Annotated in this window: 13 protein-coding genes; 6 read left to right on the top strand and 7 right to left on the bottom strand. The window is 49.2% G+C overall.

Annotated features, from left to right (window positions below; genetic code table 11):
* Positions 1–374 precede the first annotated feature (374 nt).
* The 3 genes from ACO0KV_RS04660 to ACO0KV_RS04650 are packed head-to-tail and all read left to right on the top strand — an operon-like array spanning position 375 to position 5,321.
* Positions 375–3,221 carry a type VI secretion system Vgr family protein gene (locus ACO0KV_RS04660; protein WP_423040382.1) on the top strand — a complete coding sequence of 949 codons (2,847 nt, stop codon included), beginning with the start codon at positions 375–377 and terminating at the stop codon, positions 3,219–3,221.
* Positions 3,211–4,209 carry a DUF2515 family protein gene (locus tag ACO0KV_RS04655; protein WP_423040380.1) on the top strand — a complete coding sequence of 333 codons (999 nt, stop codon included), beginning with the start codon at positions 3,211–3,213 and terminating at the stop codon, positions 4,207–4,209. Before ACO0KV_RS04660 ends, ACO0KV_RS04655 begins: the two co-directional genes overlap by 11 nt.
* 14 nt (positions 4,210–4,223) lie before the next feature.
* The gene (locus tag ACO0KV_RS04650; protein WP_423040378.1) at positions 4,224–5,321 is read left to right on the top strand and encodes a hypothetical protein; all 1,098 of its coding nucleotides are present in this window, start codon (positions 4,224–4,226) and stop codon (positions 5,319–5,321) included.
* Between the two features lie 303 nt (positions 5,322–5,624).
* Here the strand turns inward: ACO0KV_RS04650 and ACO0KV_RS04645 are convergent, their stop codons facing one another.
* Positions 5,625–6,128 carry a hypothetical protein gene (locus ACO0KV_RS04645; protein ID WP_423040376.1) on the bottom strand — a complete coding sequence of 168 codons (504 nt, stop codon included), beginning with the start codon at positions 6,126–6,128 and terminating at the stop codon, positions 5,625–5,627.
* 343 nt (positions 6,129–6,471) lie between these two features.
* On the opposite strand from ACO0KV_RS04645, the gene ACO0KV_RS04640 reads away from it, so the two are divergent.
* Positions 6,472–7,386, top strand: coding sequence for a foldase protein PrsA (locus ACO0KV_RS04640; RefSeq protein ID WP_423040374.1), 915 nt, complete (start codon positions 6,472–6,474; stop codon positions 7,384–7,386).
* 299 nt (positions 7,387–7,685) lie between these two features.
* On the top strand, positions 7,686–9,863 hold the full coding sequence (locus tag ACO0KV_RS04635) for a C1 family peptidase (protein WP_423040372.1): 2,178 nt from the start codon (positions 7,686–7,688) through the stop codon (positions 9,861–9,863).
* Positions 9,864–9,961: 98 nt separating this feature from the next.
* On the opposite strand, the gene ACO0KV_RS04630 is transcribed toward ACO0KV_RS04635, so the two are convergent.
* The 3 genes from ACO0KV_RS04630 to ACO0KV_RS04620 form a co-directional block, all read right to left on the bottom strand.
* On the bottom strand, positions 9,962–12,331 hold the full coding sequence (locus ACO0KV_RS04630) for a DEAD/DEAH box helicase (protein WP_423040370.1): 2,370 nt from the start codon (positions 12,329–12,331) through the stop codon (positions 9,962–9,964).
* 290 nt (positions 12,332–12,621) lie between these two features.
* The gene (locus tag ACO0KV_RS04625) at positions 12,622–13,389 is read right to left on the bottom strand and encodes a substrate-binding periplasmic protein (protein WP_423040368.1); all 768 of its coding nucleotides are present in this window, start codon (positions 13,387–13,389) and stop codon (positions 12,622–12,624) included.
* Between the two features lie 103 nt (positions 13,390–13,492).
* A complete protein-coding gene (locus tag ACO0KV_RS04620; protein WP_423040366.1) occupies positions 13,493–14,440 on the bottom strand; it encodes a 1-aminocyclopropane-1-carboxylate deaminase/D-cysteine desulfhydrase in 948 nt (315 codons plus the stop codon).
* Positions 14,441–14,521: 81 nt separating this feature from the next.
* On the opposite strand from ACO0KV_RS04620, the gene ACO0KV_RS04615 reads away from it, so the two are divergent.
* Complete coding sequence (locus ACO0KV_RS04615; RefSeq protein ID WP_423040364.1) at positions 14,522–15,196, top strand: GGDEF domain-containing protein; 675 nt, start codon at positions 14,522–14,524, stop codon at positions 15,194–15,196.
* An 88-nt stretch (positions 15,197–15,284) separates the two neighbouring features.
* On the opposite strand, the gene ACO0KV_RS04610 is transcribed toward ACO0KV_RS04615, so the two are convergent.
* From ACO0KV_RS04610 to ACO0KV_RS04600, 3 genes are all read right to left on the bottom strand, one after another.
* Positions 15,285–16,151 carry a DMT family transporter gene (locus ACO0KV_RS04610; protein WP_423040362.1) on the bottom strand — a complete coding sequence of 289 codons (867 nt, stop codon included), beginning with the start codon at positions 16,149–16,151 and terminating at the stop codon, positions 15,285–15,287.
* 133 nt (positions 16,152–16,284) lie between these two features.
* Positions 16,285–16,722 (bottom strand): ANTAR domain-containing response regulator, encoded by a 438-nt coding sequence (locus ACO0KV_RS04605; protein ID WP_423040360.1) that lies wholly within the window; start codon positions 16,720–16,722, stop codon positions 16,285–16,287.
* Positions 16,723–16,855: 133 nt separating this feature from the next.
* Positions 16,856–19,360: a prolyl oligopeptidase family serine peptidase gene (locus tag ACO0KV_RS04600; RefSeq protein ID WP_423040358.1), complete on the bottom strand. Its 2,505-nt coding sequence runs from the start codon at positions 19,358–19,360 to the stop codon at positions 16,856–16,858.
* Between the last annotated feature and the right edge of the window lie 631 nt (positions 19,361–19,991).

Raw genomic sequence — 19,991 nt, 5'->3', positions numbered from 1 at the left:
CAGTATCCATCATTATCGGTTGGCAGACAAACCTGTGTGCAAATTTGTTACAGGCTTCCTAAATATATTGACGCATAACAATCATTTAATTGACAGGATTGATCTGCGTGCCACAACAAACACATAAGTTAGCTCAATTCTAATTATTATAAATAAAACAATATCAATTAGCTAAATTGTCTTCTTTCACGGTAACGGAAATAGCGATTTGCCTTGGGTGCATCAACAATGTCAACTTGTAATAGATGCTTCTTTAAGTAAAGAATCACCTAAAAAAATTTATCTTTAGTTACGATTTTAGCTGCTTCCATTTCATCATCGGCATCACCAACCATTTATTCTCATTCAATCAAGATAGATCAAGGAATCACATCGTGAACGGCCTATTCACCCACCCGCGTGCCTTAAGTGTCAGCGGTCCTGCCTTGTCTGATATCAGCAAGCCTTTGACACCTTTGCGCTTAGTCGGCACCGATGGTATCAACCAGCTATTCGACTATCGTCTGACGCTGCAAACATCGGATCGTGCTGGTACTGGCGTTGGCGTTGGTGCTGATCTTGACCTCGATAGCGTCATCGGCAAAGAAGTCACTTGCACGATCGAACTTGAAGGCATGGGCTCTTTTATCCCTGGTCTCCCCGGTGGTAGTGCTGGTCACATCGGTGCGGGTACACTAGAAATCTCCGCCCTCGTCACCGCTGCACGCTTCATCGGTGTTGATAGCCGCCATGCGATTTACGAATTCACTCTACGTCCTTGGTTGCATCTCGCCACACTGACCAGCGATTGCAAAGTCTTTCAGAATCAAACACCCGTAGAAACGATGTTAACGGTACTGAACGATTATGCATTTGTCGTCGACAAGCGTCTCATTGATACTTACCCCCTACGAGATTATTGCGTTCAGTACAACGAAACCGATTTTGCGTTTGTCTCTCGTTTAATGCAAGAGTGGGGCATCAACTACCACTTCGAGCATAGTAACGGCGTACATCGGTTAATCCTCTCCGATTTCAATGGCGCATTCCGCACCGCTAGTGACGCCTACGCGACGATTCCCTATTACCCGCTCGGACATAAAATCGACCGCGATTACATTCACGCTTTTAGCCCAGAGAACAGCCTCACCTCGGGCAGTGTTGCCAGCCGTGACTATGACTACACCCGATGCCGCTCAAGCCTCGAAGCTAACAGTAGTGACCCTCGCAAAACCGGACAAAACAACCAAGAACTCTATAGTTGGCACGATGCCCAGAGCGGTAATCGTTATAGCCAACCGAATGCCGGAGCGAATCCGCAGGCCAACAAAACCGACGAGCAAGGGCGATTCTTAACCCGACTGCGCATCGAAGAACGACGTCAGCATGGACAACGTACCAATGCCAGTGCGTATCTGCGCGGTGTCGTGTCTGGCGTATCCTTCACCTTGACCGACTATCCTCAAGGTGTGGCCAATAGAGAATATGTCGTCATCCGTACCCATTTCTTCATAGAGAACGTCAGCGAAGATACGCAACGCACTCCGTCCGCAAAACTTAATCTCGCGGCACTGCCTAGTTTAGTGAATGCCTTATCTCCCAGCCAGATAGAACACGGCTTATGGCAAGTCCAAACCGATTTCACCGTACAACCTAGCAACGAAATCGTACGCCCAGAACACACACAAATCAAACCCCGCTGCTACGGCCCCGAAGTCGCCACCGTGACTGGCCCTCATCGTGATACCGCCGCCAGCAATATCTATACAGATCAATACGGTCGTATCAAAGTCCAGTTCCCATGGGATCGCTATGGCGAAGTCAATCACAACAGCAGTTGCTGGGTCCGCGTCGCTTTACCGTGGGCGGGTAATCAACTGGGGCAACAAGCTATTCCCCGCATCGGACAAGAAGTGTTAGTCGACTTCATCGGCGGTGACCCTGACAGACCGATTTGCAGCGGCAGCGTCCACAACCAATTCAACATGCCACCATGGCAGTTGCCGAGCCAGCAAGCCTTAATGGGCATACGCAGCAGAGAACTCACTGACCAAGGCGGTGGTAACAGCGCTACAGGGCGCAGCAATCATCTCATTCTCGACGATACCCATGACCAAATCCAGGCGCAACTCAAGAGTGATCACGACCACAGTCAACTCAGCTTGGGCTTCATCACCCGTATTGAAAGCAAGCAAGGTCGTCAAGAACCACGCGGTCAAGGGTTTGAGCTCAGAACGGATGGACGTGGTGCGATTCGTACCAAAGACGGTCTACTCATCACGACCGAAGCCAGAGACAAGGCACAAGACCACATCACGAGCTTAGAAGAAACCGCACAGCGCCTGCAACAAGCGCATAGCCAGCACAGCACCTTAGCTGAGGCCGCACAACAGGCAGGAGCGCAAGAACAAAGTGACCAGTCGGACGTCGCCAAAGAAATCAAGCAACAAAACAGTGACATTGCTGGTGACACCATTACTCATGTCAACACCAACACCAACGCAGACAACGGTCAATTCCCAGAATTAGCCAAACCGCATATCGTTATCGCAAGTCCGGCAGGCATCGCGACGACCACGCCCGGCAACACCCAACACCACAGCGGTCAACATCACGCCATTACCGCTGAAGAACACATCAGCTTATCGAGCGGCAAGAGCCTCCTTGCCAGCGCACGTAAAGCGATTCGGCTATTTGCCTATAAAGCGGGGATGAAATTGATTGCCGCGAATGGCGATATCGACATGAAAGCACTGCAAAAAAATATCAATGTGCTGGCTAAATTAACTATTAACTGTAACGCCGAAACGATACAAATCAGCGCAGAAAAACAAGTCGTCATCAATGGTGGCGGCAGCTATACAAGATGGAACGCACAGGGTATTGAGAATGGCACCAACGGTGCATGGTGCGCTCACGCGGCGACCCATAGTTTTCAGGATGGAAAAAATATGGGAATAGATATTCAAGGATTGCCTCATGTCGATGAATACGATGAGAAATTTGCCTTTCATTTGCCTTGTGGCACACCAATTGTGGGACAAAGTTATCACGCCAAATCTTCCATCGGTGAGCACGCAAGTAAGACAACATCAGACGGCGCGACACCAAGCATTTATACCTCATCACCGCAGCCATTACAGGTCGCCGCCGTGTGGCATGCGTTTAACTCACCTGTGCCGATGACGAAACCAGGATCGAGCAATACAAGTAACAACAAGGGAGATAACAATGCCGGTTAATACAACCCAAGGGATGACCAATAACACGCCCAACAGTTGCGTAAAGATAGATTGCGATTGTCAGCACGTATGGTCCTTAGCACAAGAATTTGTCTTTAAACGTTTATCAGCTAAGTCGCCTGTGCTCAACAAAACCAACATGTTGCTGTATCAATATAACGTTCGTGCCCGACGCATCAGTGCCACCTACGCGAGGTTTTATTTAGAGACCGAAGAGCACGGTAATCCGGCTAAAAAAGGACGCTACTACTGGGCAGCATTAGCAGCATTCGCCAGTAAGACAGTGGCTTGTTCGATTGAAGATCCACGAGTCAAAACAATCGGCACCGTTTTACAAGGATTAGGTAAAGGAAATATGTGGTTGTTTTATGAGATCGCCCCATGGCATTGGGCGTATAGCCTTTCTTCTAAAAGTTTCGACATGTGCAAGGCCACACGTAGCGGAGATAATTTTGTGCCGCCTATTTTGGACTCCATCAAAGCCATGCCATGGGCAAAGGAGGCGCTACAAAAAATGAATAATTTTAAGTGGAATGAATTGCTTGAAGACGGTTTTGATAAGGTACGAGAAATCGAACAAATGGCATTGCGTAATCCTCAACGCCCTTCGGCGCAATTGAAACATCTTTTGAGTATTGCCAAGCATGAGCAAGGTAAGATTTTACAGCCGCTGATCTACGACGATGAAGATTTTAAATGGTGGATACAGACACAACGTTCAACATGGGTGAATTGGGCATCACCTGCGCTCAAGCTGGTGTTTGCGTCGTCGTGTGATACCGATGATCCAGAATTGGAATCGGTGGCGCCTGACGATACTGTGCTAGAGAATTTCAAAAGCCGAATGAAATGGATTGAACAGGCTGCTCAATTATTTCATAAGCTAATGCAAAGGCAATCGCCGCATATGGAAAGTCAATTGAAGACGATGGCGTCATGGGTTGATCAGGCAGATGACCACGTAGTGACTCCCACAATGCCGCTCTAATCCCACTTATTTTTATGCAATACATACTTAAAAAAATATTTCTCGGTTTATTGCTGGTGGCGACGATTTACGGCTGCACAAAGCAATATGAACACCTTACCAATGAATCAAAGAAGGAGAGGGCAAGCATGGTACAAAAAATATCCATTCGTTTAGGTGAATCTGGCGACGATTTTGTTCAGCGAATCGGGAAAAAAGCGGTTCGGGTAAATAAGCAACCAGCAGGAATGAATTTTTATGATATCGATTGGACTATCTACAACCCAGGTCCTGGTCAGATCACCTTCGAGCACGGCATGCATACTTTCGCCATCACTAATGCACTTGGTGCAATGGGATCGACTTTTGAGCCAGATAATCACAAGTGGGGCATATTTAGTTTTGATCTGAGTTTTGGACTTACTGCGCCAGAACTCATACCCCATGATGAAGCACGTCAAAAATTCATTGCTTTCCTAAAAATGCTGCAAGAGAAAGGCTGGCGGCAATTCTATTACCGGGACGCTGCACGAATTATGGGGCGCAGCTCGCTACATAATATCAACATAGATGTACGTTATATACCGACATTTGAGGAGTGGATGGCGTTAGAAGATGGCGCAGGTTGGAATTTAGAAGCCGATGGGGTCTATATGCGAATAGTCATGTATAGAGATGACAATCGCTTAAATCCACTTCAACCCGGTGCGTATTTTATGACCATGGAATTACACAGCGAAGAAGACGAGGTGCGTAGTCATTTTCTCGAAGAAGAACGTGATAACTGGAAGGCGTTGTGGTCGGAACGTATAAAAGAAGCACATGAATCGCGCACTAAAGAAGAAGCCGAAGCACGCGCCAAAGGCTACCAGATCGACACCAACTACCAAGACCCGCCAATCAAAGCCCTCATCAAACCAGAGCTGAAGGTCAAGGTTGGTGATATCTGCCCCAAAGATGGCATCTGGGAAGCCAGCAGAATCGACAGCATGGCAGAAACATTAGCGACCTATCACGGTCGTTGGAGACAGTTTACACAGGGGCAAACCGTCACCGGCTTTGGTCAAGGCTTACCGGGATTTGACGAAGATAATAAGCTCCTTACGTGGACATGGCGTCAGCCTTTGCCGTAACTAGTGACGCACCAGGTACAGTTGTCTTGAAGAAGTTTATCTCGGCATAGTAGGCTATCACGACAGCGATATGATGACTAATGGCGTCCATCAGGCAGCTAAATTACGCAAGCGGGGAAGGGAGGAAGGGGATTAGTGTGAAGGACAATCGCTAATGACAAATGCTTGTTTTTTGATTATTTCCAACTCTTCTTTCCGGATGCAAGAAAAGCATTCACATTTGGTAGCTCATTCTGGGCAGGTTCCAGATACCAAATCAATCACCAATTGCGCCACGCCAATTGGGTCCACCCTACCGGCCCGTCATTTATCGTGTAAAGAACACGCCTGTACCTTCGCCCCAAAAAAGTTCGCATTCAATTGAAAAGCCTGCAAGAGTCTTTGCCGCCCCGCCTCATCCTCTGGCAACGCAAATACAACTTTCAAAAACTTCGGACTATGCGCCGCTCGGCTGCTACCAATGTCATTGGCTAGCAAATCCTGCTCCAGTAAGGTCATGACCGAAGGAATCACGTTGCTCTGGCTTGCCCGCATTTCTTCCAACACTTCAGCTTCGGTGATATTGACTGGATCGTGTGCACCTTGGAATTTTTTGACCCCACCGATATTGACAGCGATGCCACCGGTAATTTCAAACTCAGTCGCCGATAATCGTTCATAGTGGAATGCCTCCCAGCCTAGGACCCCGCGTTTACGCTGGGCAACCACGGCCATCGCTGCTGCAGCGGTGCCGCCGCCGTTAATCATGCCGACTGGCAGTATCTCAGCAAGACTGGCGGGAACAAGGTCGTGAATAGGGTCGGTCATGATCAATTCTCTTTTCAAACGGATATTCCATTGTAAGCCGAGCCGGACTGATGGATGACGCGATCAGCAAGGAAACACATCAAATGGAACTAATTCTAGTTTATAAGGCCTAAACTAAGACGAAGTAAAAATTATTTGATTTGCAATTAATGACCGTTCTATGACGTAACTGAGTTCTTTGTCGGCAAAATTTGCCTTAGAACGTAACGAAAAGTGAATATCTAGCAAGAACCCCACAATCACAGGTAGAATTCAGCGTCACATAATTTGGCAGCATGTCGCGACAAAAGACATGCGATGATATTTATTCGCTGCACTGCAGTTCAACTTTAAGGAAATATTCATGTCGATCAAATCCCGCGTAGTTTTGGGTAGTGCTATTGCGTTGTTTGCGCTGAGCGCTTGTAATGATAAAGATAAGGCAGCTCCTGCCTCTGCTGCAGCGACTGCTGATAGCAAAGAAGCAGTTGCAGCGACTGTGAACGGCACGCCGATTCTCAAGAAACAACTGGATCAGATCATGCAGCAGCAAGCTGGTCAAGGGATGCCTGACAATCCAGAAACGCGCAAAATGGTGATCGATAATCTGGCAATGCAAATTATCGTCGCCCAAGAAGCTGAGAAAAAAGGTCTGGACAAGGCTGCAGACGTCAAAGAACAGCTGGAAATGGCACGTTTGTCGATCATGGCAAATTCATTTGTCAAAGACTATATGAAAACAGCGGCCGTCACAGACGAAGCCCTGAAAGCTGAATACGACAAGTTTAAAGCGTCTCAAGGTGGCAACGAATACAAAGCACGTCATATTCTGGTTGCAACGGAAGCCGAAGCCAAAGATATCATCGCGAAGATCACTAAAGATCCAAAAGCGTTCGATGGCCTGGCAAAATCCAAATCCAAAGACCCTGGCTCTAAAGACAAAGGTGGCGATCTGGGCTGGTTCAACCCGCACAATATGGTGCCGGAATTTGGTAACGCTGTAGCAAAACTGGAAAAAGGTAAATTCACTGCCGAGCCAGTTAAATCACAATTTGGCTACCACGTCATTATGCTCGACGACACACGTCCATTAGCTGTCCCGCCGATCGAAGAAGTCAAAGCCGGTATGACACAACAATTGCAACAACAAAATCTGAAAAAATTGCTGGATGACATGAAAGCAAAAGCTAAGATTGACATCACTGCGGCGCCAGCTTCTGCACCAGCAGCACCAGTTGCACCTGCTGCACCAGTCGCAGATACAGCAGCATCCAAATAATTGGTTGTGCTGATCTTAGGCTGACATTGAGTCGAAGTGGCTCATCACCGAGAGGTGGTGGGCCATTTTTTTTGGCATTTCCTTTTTTAGATCAGCGCCAGACACAGACCTTCGTCACGTCCCCAAACGGCCGTCTCAAGACCCATATCAAAACTGGACCCGTGCGCTGTGCAGAAATACCTATCCCACTACGTGCAAACTAAGATTTTGCCCGCCGTATTATGTAGAAAATGCAATAATATCACTGACTATATTGCGTCCTCATTTGCGTCACTTTTCTCCACAAACCAGGATTATGCATGGCAACTAGTAATTTCGCGTGGAACGGCAGCAACCTTACCTTCGATGTACGCCCTGACCGTCAGGATATCCGGGATCGTCAGTTCACCCCAGTAATACGGCACCTTCCGCCTACTTTTCCAGCACCTGACTGGGTCGCCACACGCTGGCAAGCCTATGTTGACGCGGGGCTGATTCTGAATCAAGGTTCAGCCGGTGCATGCACGGGTTTCGGCTTATCTGCGGTGATCAACTATTTGCACTGGTGTGAAAATCCAGATCATGTTGAAGTCAGCCCACGTATGGTGTATCACCTCGCTAAGTTTTATGACGAATGGCAAGGGGATGATTACGTAGGATCGAGCTGTCGTGGTGCGCTCAAAGGATGGAACAAACATGGTGTCTGCCGTCGGGAACTATGGCCTTTTACAGTACACGCGAACAACAACGCGGTATCCTGGGAGGCACCGCTACCTGGATGGGAACAAGATGCGCAGACGAGACCGCTCGGCATCTATTACCGCGTCGACAGTGGTAGCATCTGCGATATGCAGGCAGCACTTGCCGAAACAGGCGCACTGTATGTGTCAGCGAATGTGCACAGTGGTTGGTACCTATCCACGTATCACGCCCCCAAAAAACAGACCACGTTAAGCGCTCTGGATCAGATACCCGTCATACCAGTGCAAGCACAGGGGATCGGTGGACACGCTTTTGCCTTGATCGGTTATACCGCACAAGGTTTTGTGGTGCAGAACTCGTGGGGAACTGACTGGGGCTGTCAGGGCTTGGCGATACTCAGCTATGAAGACTGGCAAGCGAGTGGGACGGATGCTTGGGCGATTTCACTTGGGGTACCGACTAGCGGCACCAGTACCTATAGCAGCAGCAACTCGTTCACGCCTGCGCCAGTCGGTGCGGGATTCCTGAGTCAGTTAGCGCCACCGATGGCGAGCAAACGCGGGACGAAGACACCACCACCACGCCAGCAGGCCCATACACATACCCATAAAGTACACAATTTGTCACCGCTCAGTCTAGATCAGGCTTACGGTCTGAGTTTGGTGATGGATAATAATGGTGCGCTGATTCAGCGACTGGTGGCCTTCAAAAATGCCGCTACCAGCGCCGAAGAGATCGTCTACCGTGCGCCACTGGCAGCTCATCTGCAACAAGGTGCTAAGTCGACGCTAAAACTGACGCTATTTGCGCTCAGCGGTCTCGCCGATGAAGATACAACCATCGCCCACATCGCCAGTCTCGCGCCCTATTTTCTTGCCAATGGTAGTTATCCGATTTTTCTGACCTGGAACAGCGGACTCGGTGACACACTGAACCAGTTATTATCCAGCCAATTTTCTGCACCTGATCCTGGCACCAATGCAGCGCAAGATATGAGCATAGAGAGCTATGCGGCAACCCATGGCGGCAAAGCGGAATGGTCGCTACTCAAACAAAATGCGGCGCAATCCGTACTTAACGATAACCCACCACGTGGCTTACATACGTTGGTAAAGCACCTGCAAAAACTGGCAACAACGATCGGTCACGATCATCTGGAACTCCATCTAGTTGGGCATTCTGCCGGTGCACAACTGCTGGGTAATCTGTTGCCTTACTTGAAAAAATTCACGATCAAAACCTGTACGCTATTAGCGCCAGCATGTAGCATCCATTTTGCGAATGCGACGTTTTTACCTGCGCTGGAATCGGGGCAAATTGGACGCTCCCACTTTCATTTGCATGTCTTGTCGGACGAATTAGAGTGTGCTGATCATGTGGCTCACGTGTATAGCAAGTCCTTGCTGTATCTGCTGTCACGCAGTGTTGAAGTCCGACACAAAACGCCGATGCTGGGGATGGCAACGTGTCTTGATGCTGACTATATCGCGGGTCCAGGAAATGACCATGCGCAATGGAATCCTGCGTCTATTTCTGCCCTCAACAAATGGCATGGCGTGTATTGGGGGGGGAAAGGTCCTAAAGGCTTTGCCAATAAGGGAGTGGGGCTGACTCAAAAACAAACATCGACGCTTCACATCCAAAACCAACGTTACGTACAAAGTGGCCATGAACCATTGCGCACAGGACATACGACGTTTGATTATGACGAAAAAACAATCACAGCAACGCTATTACGTATTGCTGGGATGGGTCCAGGTAAAGCCTTGCCTTTTCCAGTTGGTGAGCTGAACTGAGCATCTTTCAACGATAGGCGTTTCGGTATAAAAAACCGCCATGAAGGCGGTTTTTTATACTGTGGATTCACGACAGCGAACCATTCGATACAGCAACATTATTTGGATGGCTTACGACGGGTTGTACCGCTGTCTTTATCGAACTTTGAAGGACGTCCGTTCGAGAATTTACCGGCTGGTTTGCTATCAGAACGCATACCTGGCTTGCCTGATGCTTTCTCTAACACGCGACGATCACCGCCTGATTTTTTCTGACCGGCAGGAAAATCATGTGCTACGCCACCACTCGTTGGTTCGCCGACAGGACTCATCTTGATCTGCTTACCAGCAACCCACACACCTTTGAGTTGCGTCAGCAATTCTGGTGGCATACCGACTGGCAAATCTAACGTACTATGGTTATCAAAAATATCGATGCGACCGATGTACTTTGCTTCCATACCCGCTTCGTTGGCAATTGCACCGACGATGTTGGCTGGTGTGACGGTATCGGCTTTACCGACTTCGATGCGGTAAGTTTGCATTGGCACGCTGACCTTTGCTTTGCCAGCTTTGTCTTTCTTTGGCTTTGCGGCACGATCTTCGCTGTCAAATTCAACTGGGGCGCTGAAAGCACGATCCACCACTTGATTCATGCGGCTGCCTGGTGCTGCATCGGCGATACGTGGCGCACGTTCAGGGCGGGCTTCAGAACGCGGTTCAGAGCGCGGGGAGCGTGCAGGTGCTGCACCGCTGCCTGCTTTTTCAGCACTGATACGCAAGGACTGACCAGCAACACGGACAGACTTGAGATGATCCAGCATGTCAGATGGTAAATCGTCCGGCAAATCCAGAATCGTATAATCGTCGTAGATATCAATACGGCCGATAAATTTAGACTCGATGTTCGCTTCGTTGGCGATGGCGCCAACGATATTGCCTGGTTTAACACCATGTTCATGACCGACAGCGATACGGTAGGTTTGCATGCCTGGTTCGGCTGTGCGCGGGCTATGTTCACGACGTGCGCCACGGTCTTCGCGCTCAAAACGATCACCACGACCTGGGCGGTCACCACGGTCGCCGCGATCGCCACGATCATTGCGATCATTCCGTGCTGGACGTTCATCACGCCAGCTATCGTCAGACTTCACTTCACGACGGTTTTTGTCCAGTAACAATGGTTCATCGCCGCGAGCCATTTTGGCCAAGGCCGCTGCGATTTCGATTGCAGGAATATTGTGTTCGCGTTCGTAATCTTCGATCAGTGACGTGTACTCGTCCAAACCACCTTCTGCCAACGCAGTCGAAATCTGATCCTTGAAGCGCGCAATACGGACGTTGTTCACCGTCTGAATCGTTGGCAATTCCAGTGGTGACACTGGTTGGCGGGTCGCCCGTTCAATCGCTTTTAAGAGATTTTTTTCACGTGGAGTGATGAACAAGATTGCTTCGCCGCTACGTCCAGCACGGCCAGTACGGCCAATACGGTGCGTGTAGCTTTCTGGATCATAGGGTACGTCATAGTTGATAACGTGGCTGATACGTTCCACGTCTAGACCACGTGCAGCAACGTCGGTCGCGACCAGAATGTCGATCTTGCCATCTTTTAATTGCTGAATGGTGCGTTCACGCTGTTGCTGATTGATGTCGCCATTAATCGCTGCGACCGAGAAGCCTCTCGCATCGAGTTTGGCTGCCAATTCTTCGGTACCGAGTTTGGTACGGGCAAAAATAATCATGCCGTCGAACGTTTCAGCTTCCAGTATACGCGTTAAGGCATCCAACTTATGCATGCCGGACACCAGCCAGTAACGTTGGCGGATATTGTCAGCGGTGCCGGTTTTGGCGGCAATGGTCACTTCTGCGGGATTGTGCAGATAGGTCTGGGCAATACGCTTGATCGCTGATGGCATCGTTGCAGAGAACAGCGCGGTCTGACGACCTTCTGGTGTTTCTTGCAAAATGCGCTCTACGTCATCAATAAAGCCCATGCGCAACATTTCGTCGGCTTCATCCAGTACCAAGGTTTTGATTTTGGACAGATCCAGAGAACCTTTATCCAAATGGTCAATAACGCGACCAGGGGTACCAACGACCACATGCACGCCACGGCGTAATGCGGATAATTGTGGACCGTAGCTCTGTCCACCGTAAATCGGCAAGACATGAAAACCAGGAATATGACGAGCATAGGTCTGGAATGCTTCGGCAACCTGAATCGCCAGTTCGCGAGTCGGTGCTAAGACCAAGGCTTGCGGGCTGGTCTGATTGATGTCCACGCGGGACAGAATCGGCAAAGCAAATGACGCTGTTTTACCGGTACCGGTTTGCGCTTGCCCCAGCACATCGCGGTTATCCAGCAAAATCGGGATGGTTGCGGCTTGAATTGGGGAAGGTGTTTCGTAACCGACGTCTTGCAAGGCGCGCAATAAAGGCGCACTCAGTTGCAGATCGGAAAAGGTGATAGAGGGTGTAGATTCTGACATGGCGATGCTCGCTCGTTCGCTCGTATCGCAGGATGCGACAAGATTTGGGGCGTAGTTTACTCTGTTGTCATACAGTCAGGGAGAAACTACACCATTGTTTGCACAAAAAACAGGCAATCCTGCCCGAAAAATCGAATTTTTAACAAAAATGTTTATTTTAGAGCTATCTTTTTCTCATTTATTGTGAAAAAAATAGTTTAGACCATTGATCCGTTATCACCTGACACCCAGATCCCGAGACAACATACAGAGGCCATCCCTACCCTCTTCTGCGTCTTGGTCAGCGTCGTTTATTTTTCTGATAAACCGTAACGACGCAACATAGCGTCTTGCTCGCCAGTTGATTGAATATGCCTGATGGCGTGATTAATTTGGGCAATTTTCCAAGCCGATTTCCGCGATAGCGCGCATTGGGTGTTGGTCATTGAAAATGCCGTTTTCGACAACGCGAACAGATCCCGTTGCTCAGGAAAATTCTTGAAGTAGCCTTCTATTTCAGCTTCCGAACTGATCAGTCCATCTGCACCACCCAAGGCAACTAAGCGGAACATGCTTGGCACATCCGTCAGCTCAATGCGCTTAATTTTTCCTGCCGCGAGCTCTTTTGACATCGAGGGGTAAAAATAGCCGAGACGCACAGCGATTTTTTTTCCGATTAATTGCTGCGGAAAATGATTGAACTGGGGTTTGTCACGTGCGACGACAACACGCTCGGTTTGCGGCAAATTGGAGATGGTCCACATAAACTGATCGCGGTGTTCGGTCCACTGCGGACTGAAATAACACACCATGTCCGCCTCTCCGATGGTCAGTGCCTGTTCAACCCGACGCCGTGAATACACGGTATAGACAGGCGTTGCACCGATTTCGCGGGCGATCGCATCCTGAAAATCTTTTAGCAACCCACCAACCAGACGATCATGCTGATCCAGTACATTCAGCGGATAAGTGACCGTGTCAAATAAGGCCAGCCTGATCTCATGTTGCGCATTAGCCTGACTGGGAACAATCACGCAACCGGCAACCAAAAAAGCGATCATACGCAGAAACGCGACCATCGAATAAATTCCTTGCTTCAATCTGTTGTGTCCTTACTTAATATTCTTACTTATTATTCTTATTTCTATCTCATGCATCACTGGTTAACGCATCATTCTGTCGTTAAGACACAATGGTGGCGGGAAAGCCACGTTTTCCTTGTAACCCCCCGGTATGAACCGCAACGACTCGGGTCTGCGCCGGAAAATAATTTTCCAGGCATAGACGATGCAATGCAAATAACATTTTTCCGGTATACACAGGCTCCAGAGCAATACCAGTCTGGTGCTGGAACATATCACAGAATGCTATCAATTCAGTACTGATTTTGGCATAACCGCCATGATGAAAATTGGTCAGCAGGTGGTAATTCTGATGTGCAGGATATCCCGCTTTTTGCAACAAACACCTGATATCTTCGTTTAAATAGTCGCCATTTTTGATCGCGGCAACGCCTAGGACCTGACTATGTCCTTGCGTTCCCGCGACGATGCCAGCCAGTGTCGCGCCTGTGCCACAAGCAAGCATAAATACATCTGGAAGCGTATCGATTTGATCACGGACCTCTGCTACCAGTTCAGCAACCCCATGTAAGGCGGCAGGCGAGCTCCCCCCTTCCGGTAGCCAGACGTGCTGTTCACTGACATCGCACATACAGCGACGCCAATGCTGGCCATCATCCCGCAGTGCACGGTAAGTTTCCCGGTTGACGTAAATGATTTGCATCCCCAGCGCACGACAATCATCGAGCATCGCGCTGTCCATGCCTTCTGCCGCACGGATCAATGCCGTCGCCGGATAACCAGCAATTGCCGCCGCATGCGCTAGCGCATGAATATGGTTCGACCATAGTCCGCCCATGCTGACCAAATGTGGCCGCTGTCCCGCTAACGCGAGTAAAGGGTATTTGAGTTTACGGAATTTATTTCCAGATACCTGCGGATGCAGCAAATCATCGCGTTTTATCCAGAGCTCGATGCCGGGAAATAAAATACTGTTAATTCGCTGACATGGAGAAACAGAAACAGAAAACACGATGCAATGATGAGAGCGGAAATGGTAAAGTAACATTGTACGCGTGCAGTAACTAACAAGCGAATGTCATCTTGTGCTTTGCCACAACCAGTAGCATTTTTTAGCCCGGAGAGGGACATGCCAGCAGATTTAGATCAATCGCTCATCAGTGCCAGACAACAATTGTCGGAATTGATTAGACAAATCAAAGAAACCGGACATCAAGATAATCTGCTGCCGACGCTAGAGACAGTGTTGAACAAGCTCGAAGGCATGTCCCAACACGACCATCTGACCGGAGCGCTCAACCGCCGCACCTTGTTGACAACGCTAGAGGCTGAATTAGCGCGTTCTTACCGTACTGGGCATACGTTTTCATTTGCCGTGATCAGTGTCGATGGTCTCGAAGCCATCTTAGAAAAATATGGACAGGCGGTAGCAAAAGACATCCTCAAAATAGTGAGCAGAGAAGCGCTCGATATGCTGCGGATCATCGATTCTTTTGGTCGCGTCGCAGCAAACGAGTTTGCCATCTTGATGCCAACCACTTGGCTTGACCAAAGTCTCAAGGCAATTGCCCGTCTCAAAAACCGGCTTACCGAATTGGACTGGAACCACGTCGCCCCGGACTTGGTGATTACGTTTTCTACCGGACTGACAACGAATGCGATCAAAGATACTGCCGAGGTCATGCTACAGCGGGCAAGTACTGCCTTGCAGGCTGCCAGAAATAAAGGCACCGACACGATTTCACAGGTCGAACCGCCTTTACCCAACTACGACCCGAATGCCCCAGAGAATCAACCGCGCTGATCCCCTCATTAACCCTCACTTAAACTAATCAAAAAGCGGGCTAACCAAATGATGCCCCGTCATGGTCGATACCAGCTTTATGAATGATTTACTGTTTTTTGGGTGAATAAGCAACTAGCCAGGTCGCCATCACAACCGCGGCGCAACCAATCATGGTGTTGAAGGTGATGACCTCATGCAAAAAGATATATCCCCACAATAAGGCAAATAAGGGAATCAGAAAGGTCACGGTTAGAGCCTTTGTCGGCCCAATGTCATGAATTAAACGGAAGTACAATAAGTAAGCAACCGCGCTGCATAACAAGGCCAATGCTGCCGCTGCCAGCATGACCGTGGAGGTCACCGTTCCGGGAATCGGCGAAAACGGTAGAGAAGGCAGCAAAAAAATCGCCCCGCCGACTTGGGAAGCGGTCGCCATCAACACCGGATTGACATTAACAGAAAGTTTTTTGGTGTACACACCAGCAAGCGCATAGCAAATCGTTGCCGCAGAACACGAAAGCAGCGCCAGCAACAACTCCGTGCTCCACTCAACGGGGCCTAAGCGGACGAGTAATCCAACACCCACGACCCCAGCCAACATACCTGCCATTTTACGCAGCGTGAACTGTTCGCCCAGAAAAATGGCTGCCATGACCGCTCCCCACAAAGGACTGGTCGCATTCATGATGGCCGAATAGCCAGCAGGAATGTGCATTGCGGCATAGGCATAAAATACAGCGGGGAGTGCGGTGCTGATTGCACCAAGAATTAAAAAAGATGTCCAATGTTGCCGGAAAAGTATTGGCTGCTGGCTGACTAACATCCATCCGACCAGTGCCAGCCCAGCAAGGCCGACGCGAATTTCTGCGGTCCATAAGGCACCGAGCTGCGGGGCAATTATCCGCATGAATAAGAAAGAGGCGCCCCAGATCGACGCCAACCCAAATAACCTCAGAAAATCACTACTTCGCATGCCGACTCCAGCCTATCCAAAGAGCGACAGCTTAACAAAGACTTAAGAATGACGCTCGCCACTTTCGGACAGGAATAAGCGACGACACCAGGAACACTAGGACAAGAGCACCATCAACGCCAGACAAATAGGGTCAATCACTACGAACAACACTGGCGACACTATCGCCAGTCGTGGGTTGGGACTCAGACGGACGTTGTTGTTTGGCGATACGCAAAATGGTATTACGAATCGCGCTCAAAACGGCGACGGAATTAAACGGTTTCACAATAAAACCATGCACACCACGCTGCTGCGCTGCCTGCAAGGTAGGCGCATCAATTTTAGCCGAGACCAGAAAAAACAAAGCCTTAGGCAGGTCTTTGCGTAATTGATCGATAATGGTCAGTCCAGCCTCGTTGAGTTCGCCAATGTCGATACAGATAATTTGCGGCTTGAGCTTAATGATGCGCGCCAGACTAGCAGGTGCCAAATTGGCATCACCAACTACTTCGTGACCACCGTTGTTTAAAACGGATGTCAACAGATTGCGGGCTACCGCGTTTGTGTCCAGAATGACGGCTCTAAGCATAGGTGTACCATTAAAAGGGCTGTCGCTCAATAGTAATGCAAAATGGAAAACATGAATAGAAAAAGGACCTCAAACCATACATCATTGGCTTGAAATCCTCAGTCTGGCACCATGATTGACGTCTAATAGCGCATTACCTGCTGCTGTCTTCTCGGCCGCCGACATCTGGCTTCGCATTTTTGACGTACATATCCAACCACCTGTCCTGCTCCCACAGCATCTGCATAATTGACTCTCTGGCGCGATAACCGTGACTTTCGTTCGGCAACATGACGAGACGAGAAATCCCTCCGAGGCCTTGCAGTGCCTGATACATCCGTTCACTCTGCAATGGAAAAGTACCCGTATTGTTGTCCTGCTCACCATGTATCAATAACAACGGATCTTTAATCTGATTGGCAAAGTTGAATGGGGACATGTCCTGATACACTTTTTCTGCCTGCCAGTAATTCCGGTCTTCAGACTGAAAGCCAAATGGTGTCAGGGTGCGGTTATACGCACCAGAACGGGCGATGCCAGCGCGGAATAAACGGGTATGGGCCAACAAATTGGCGGTCATGAAAGCACCATAACTATGACCTCCAATCGCAATACGGTTACGGTCGGCAACACCAAGACGCACGACCTCGTCGACCGCTGCTTCGGCGTCCATTTTTAATTGTTCAACATACGTATCATTCGGTTCTTTTTTGCCTTCACCAATAATTGGCATACTCAGCCCATCCAACACGGTATAACCACGCGCTAACATCACCATCGGACTCGTGTACGCAATACGGTTATATTTGTATGCCGATCCTGTCACCTGTCCTGCCGCATCCGCTGTTTTATACTCACGCGGATACGCCCACATCAACATAGGACGGGATCCATCGCGCCTAGGGTCATAACCAGGCGGCAAATACAAGGTGGCGTTCAACTCGACGCCATCTGAGCGGGTGTAACGAAGCTGCTGTTTGCGGATGCCCTTTAATTGCGGCAAAGGATGAGCGAAATTGGTTAAAGCGCGGACCGGCTCATTGTTAGCAAGATCACGGACAAGGTAATTTGGACGCTCTTCACTCGATTCGCGACTGGTGACGATGGTGGTCGCCTTATCATTCAAAATGCCGACAACTTGTTCATAGTACGGTGCCTGCGAGCGGAATAAGCGAACGCTTTGCTTGGTTGTGACATCATATCTGTCTAAAAATGGTCGCTCACCTTCTGGACTGGCCCCCAGACCCGCGAGATAAATTGCCTTTTCATCTGGTGATAACTTTAAGGCAGTTAAACCAAATTGGTTCAGTTCAACCACGGGGTTCCCCTGATTGGCATACTGATCTTCTGTTTTACGGCTAAATAACAACTCTGGCTTGCTCTCAACGGCACCCGGACGGAGTCGCCATGTGCGGGTATCGCGAGTTTTCCACCAGCTCTCGGTAACTAAGGCCAAGCCATGATTTGCCCACTGAACGCTGGAAAAGCGCCACGCGAGCTCCATGAGTTTTTGTGGTGGCGCATCAAATGGTGCCGCTTGCTGCATCATTAAGTCATGCACTCGGACATGCATCTCCGGATCGCCGCCGGCCTGTGCCTCGAGCCAGTAAAGCGTGGCTGGCTTATCGGTGCGCCAGGCAAAATCACGTGGGCCGGTCTGTACTGCATCAGATCCGGTTGGCAAGCGCTCACGCATTGGGCGTTCGGCAACGGTTTTGAGTTTCTTACCTTGCCTATCCCATAACTCAATCAGTTGCGCAAAGCGGTCAATGGGCAAGAACGTTGAATAGGGACGGCGGATTTGTGTCGTTAAAATCAATTTACCGTCAGGCGAAGGCAATGCTTTGGTCAGGGTCATGACTGGACCGACGCGATGCAATTCGCCTTTCGTTGTCACAAATCCGAGCTGAGATTGCAACTCCCAATCGAGGATTGCCGCATCCGTCGGGGTTTTCAGCATATCGGGATATGTGCGGTTTTGCGTGATTTTACCGCCCTTGGTTTCTAAGGTATGCGGGCCAGCAGGTAATATTGGTACGTTGGGAACGGGCTTTTGATGTAAAGGTAATAAGTGCACCAATAACTGATCTGATCCGGCACTCCATTCAAAGCCAGCGCTGGTGACTGCATTTAATTTATCTGCCATCAAGCGGCGCGCATGTGCTTTTTTGACATCCAGCAACCACAACTCGACACCCGTGTCTGTCCATTGACTGAACGCCACCCATTGCTCGTCAGGCGACCAGAGGGTCTCAGCAATCCGTGGAGTGGCTGGCATACCATCAACAATACGGGTTGTTCCTGTTGCAATGTCAATGACACTTAATCCATTGCCAAAATCAAATTGACTCGCAGCATGCGTCCGTGGGTTGATGCGTAAACCGGCAAGTTTTAATTCTGGCTGCGCGACCTCCGCAATCCCAGGCAAACCCGGCATCGTCTCCAATAATGCCGTTTTACGTTGCGGCCCCAGCTTAAACAAGGGACCACGTGGTGCATCGACGATGGCCTGCAACTCAGGCGGTGGCATTTTATATGCCCCGTCGTTTGGATCAACGAACTTATTTGCATTGACAGCAGCGAAGGAAATCAACGGCGAAAACAGCGGAGAACCGAGGAGCAATAACAAAGGAGCAAGACGGCGGACGTTGGCTGGCATAGTCGGATAGAAGGAAATGATTCGTTGCGCTTAATGCCTCATTTTTTCCGAGAAAAACACGACGACGTTGTCGTCCATGGCTCCGCATAGAGAACGTGAGGCAAATGAACGCTCGGCATTTTTGAGCGATAAAAAAAGAGCAGTTTAGCGCGGCGTTCTTGTTTGTCCAGCGATACTTTTGCTTGCGGCAACACACTCAATAAAGTTGCTGCACTGCACACATACTTCTTACTATCACCCTGCCTAGTCCGAGATAAGCCATTATTATTTTGAATGCAACAACCGGCGGCGTTCTGATTCCTACCAAGTCAGCTCTAACATCGTTGTAAAACGAACACATCGTTGTCATTCTTAACTAGCGTAACTTAAAAAATATGACGGACAAGCAAGCACCTTTCAGGTGCAACCACACTGATCGTCAGTGTTCCGGCACATACGGTACGAGCAAAAAAGAAGAAAAACATATAAAAATTTAATTAAATAGCTCCCATTCTGAGTAATGCGGGCTGGAACACTTTTTGCTGCAACGCAGCATATGTCTTTCTATATGAGTTTTTCATCGTGGTAAGCTAGCCACCAAATTGACGTAATTAGTAGCAATTTCGCGTCGATATTGAAAATTAGTTGGCCA

Source organism: Undibacterium sp. RuRC25W, assembly GCF_049339825.1.
GTDB lineage: Bacteria > Pseudomonadota > Gammaproteobacteria > Burkholderiales > Burkholderiaceae_D > Undibacterium.
The sequence above is the reverse complement of the archived record's forward strand: the minus strand, read 5'-3'. Positions and strand labels throughout refer to the sequence as shown.